Here is a 2,548-nt window from a genome sequence, read left to right as displayed (position 1 = left end):
AAGGAGCCCTTCGAGCACCTGACGATCGACGCCCCCGAGGAGTACCTCGGCGCGATCACGCAGCTGATGGCGGCGCGCAAGGGCCGCATGGAGACGATGGTCAACCACGGCACCGGCTGGGTGCGCATGGAGTTCATCGTGCCGTCGCGCGGCCTCATCGGCTTCCGCACGGAGTTCCTCTCGATGACCCGCGGCACCGGCATCGCGAACGCGATCTCGCACGGCTACGACGACTGGGCCGGTCACATCCAGGCGCGTCAGAACGGCTCGATCGTCGCCGACCGCGCCGGCGTCGTCACGCCCTTCGCCATGATCGCGCTGCAGGAGCGCATGAGCTTCTTCGTGCAGCCCACCGAAGAGGTCTACGAGGGCATGGTCGTCGGCGAGAACTCGCGCTCCGACGACATGGACGTGAACATCACCAAGGAGAAGAAGCTCACGAACATGCGGTCCTCGACCGCGGACGCGTTCGAGTCGATGACTCCGCCGCGCATCCTGTCGCTCGAAGAGAGCCTGGAGTTCGCCCGCGACGACGAATGCGTCGAGGTGACGCCCGAGAAGGTGCGCATCCGCAAGGTCGTCCTCGACGCCACCGAGCGTGGCCGCGCCGCGTCGCGTCTGAAGCGCCAGGACGCCAACGCGTAAGTACGGAACGGATGCCGCGACCCGCGCCTGCTGAGAGGCCCGGGTCGCGGCATCCGGCGTTTTCGGCGACGGATGCCGCGCGCCGGCGGTCCACGCATCCGCGGTGAGAGCGCCGGTGGGGGTGGCCGCCGCTACGATCGACCGCGTGACCCTCGACGCCGGCTTGGACGACGCGCACGGCGCAGGCGAGGCGCGACGTGCGGTCCGCGAGGCCTTGGGCGTCGCCATCGCCACGAGCGCCTACGGCATCTCGTTCGGCGCGCTGGCCGTGGCGGCGGGCCTCGACGTGTGGCAGACGTGCGTGCTCAGTCTCGTGATGTTCACCGGCGGATCCCAGTTCGCCTTCGTCGGCATCGTCGGCGCCGGTGGGTTGACCGCGATCCCGGCCGCGATCGCCTCGGCGGCGCTGCTGGGCGTGCGGAACATCGCCTATGGCATCCGCATGTCGCCCGTCATCGGCCCGGGGTTCTGGCGGCGTGCGGCGGCGGCGCAGTTCACCATCGACGAGTCGACGGCCGTCTCGCTGGCCCAGTCCACCGGACGCGCGCGCACGCTCGGCTTCTGGATCACGGGGATCGGCATCTACGTGGGCTGGAACATCTCGACCCTCGCCGGCGCGCTCCTCGGTGACGTGCTGGGCGATCCGCGCACCTATGGGCTGGATGCCGCGGCCGCCGCCGCGTTCCTCGCGCTGCTGTGGCCTCGCCTGCGCGCGCGCCAGCCCATCGTCGTCGGCGTGGCCGCTGCGGTCGTCGCGACCGTGCTGACGCCGGTGCTCATGCCGGGGCTTCCCGTGATCGTCGCCGCCCTCGTGGCGATCCTCGTGGGGTGGACCAACTGGCTCGGCCGTGACGAGCGGTCCGAGCAGGAAGCCGATGACGTTCCCGAGCGGGAGGGGCTGCCGTGACCCTGTGGACCGCTGTGCTCGTGGCATCCATCGTCTGCGTCGCACTGAAGACCATCGGCTACCTCATCCCGCCGAAGTGGGTGGAGGCGCCCCGGCCGCTGCGCATCGCGGATCTGCTCACGGTGGCGCTGCTCGCGGCGCTCGTCGCCGTGCAGACCCTCGGGGCGGGCCAGGCCGTCGTGGTCGACGCGCGGGTGCCCGCAGTGCTCGTGGCCGCCGGCCTCCTGCTGCTGCGCGCCCCGTTCCTCGTGGTCGTCGTCGGCGCCGCGCTCGTCGCCGCCCTGCTGCGGCTGTGGGGCTGGGCGGCCTGACACCTAGACTTGCCCGGTGAGTTTCTCGTGGTCCCGGGTCGGCACGTGGGTGGTGGCGTTCGTCGTGGGCGCGGTGTACGGCGTCGCCGGCACGGTGGCGCAGGCTTTCATGCTGGGCTGGTTCCCTCTCGGGCTGGTGCTGGCGACGGTCGGCGTCGTCGCACTCCTCGTCGCGGTGCGCCTGCTGACCGGCGACCGGTGGACCGCGCTGGCAGCGGGCATGGGCGTCATGGTCGCGACGCTCGTCTTCTCGGGGGCGGGACCCGGAGGCTCGGTCGTAGTGCCGCAGGCCGCGGAGGGCGCGTTCAACCCCGGGATCGTGTGGACCGTCATCGTGCCGCTTGCGGCGACCATCGTCATCGCATGGCCGGAATCGCTGCCGCGGATGGCGACGCGTGCGCAGGAGTCCCCGGACGCGGACTGAGCCGCCCGCCGTCACCGGGGCGCGGGGCCGGTCAGGCTCCCATAGACTCGAAGGGTGACGTACGTGATCGCCCTTCCCTGCGTGGACGTCAAGGACCGCGCCTGCATCGACGAGTGTCCGGTGGACTGCATCTACGAGGGTGACCGTTCGCTGTACATCCACCCCGACGAGTGCGTCGACTGCGGTGCGTGCGAGCCGGTCTGCCCGGTCGAGGCGATCTACTACGAGGACGACCTGCCCGACGAGTGGCAGGACTATTAC

The 2,548-nt window shown here is 71.0% G+C and carries 4 protein-coding genes and 1 pseudogene; all 5 read left to right on the top strand.

Going from position 1 to position 2,548, the window contains the following annotated elements:
- Nucleotides 1-645, top strand: a pseudogene (locus tag ACTHNQ_RS02575) (translational GTPase TypA); the annotation flags it as partial.
- A 145-nt stretch (nt 646-790) separates the two neighbouring features.
- Entirely contained in the window at nt 791-1,552 is a 762-nt protein-coding gene (locus ACTHNQ_RS02570) for an AzlC family ABC transporter permease (protein WP_440330864.1), read from the top strand.
- Entirely contained in the window at nt 1,549-1,863 is a 315-nt protein-coding gene (locus ACTHNQ_RS02565) for an AzlD domain-containing protein (protein WP_440330863.1), read from the top strand. The genes ACTHNQ_RS02570 and ACTHNQ_RS02565 overlap by 4 nt, the downstream gene beginning before the upstream one ends.
- 16 nt (nt 1,864-1,879) lie before the next feature.
- Entirely contained in the window at nt 1,880-2,287 is a 408-nt protein-coding gene (locus ACTHNQ_RS02560; protein ID WP_440330862.1) for a DUF6113 family protein, read from the top strand.
- Between the two features lie 54 nt (nt 2,288-2,341).
- Nucleotides 2,342-2,548: ferredoxin (gene fdxA / locus ACTHNQ_RS02555; RefSeq protein WP_440330861.1), on the top strand; the 207-nt coding region annotated here is incomplete at its 3' end.

This window comes from Microbacterium sp. (genome assembly GCF_051953575.1).
Taxonomy (GTDB): domain Bacteria; phylum Actinomycetota; class Actinomycetes; order Actinomycetales; family Microbacteriaceae; genus Microbacterium.
The sequence above is the reverse complement of the archived record's forward strand: the minus strand, read 5'-3'. Positions and strand labels throughout refer to the sequence as shown.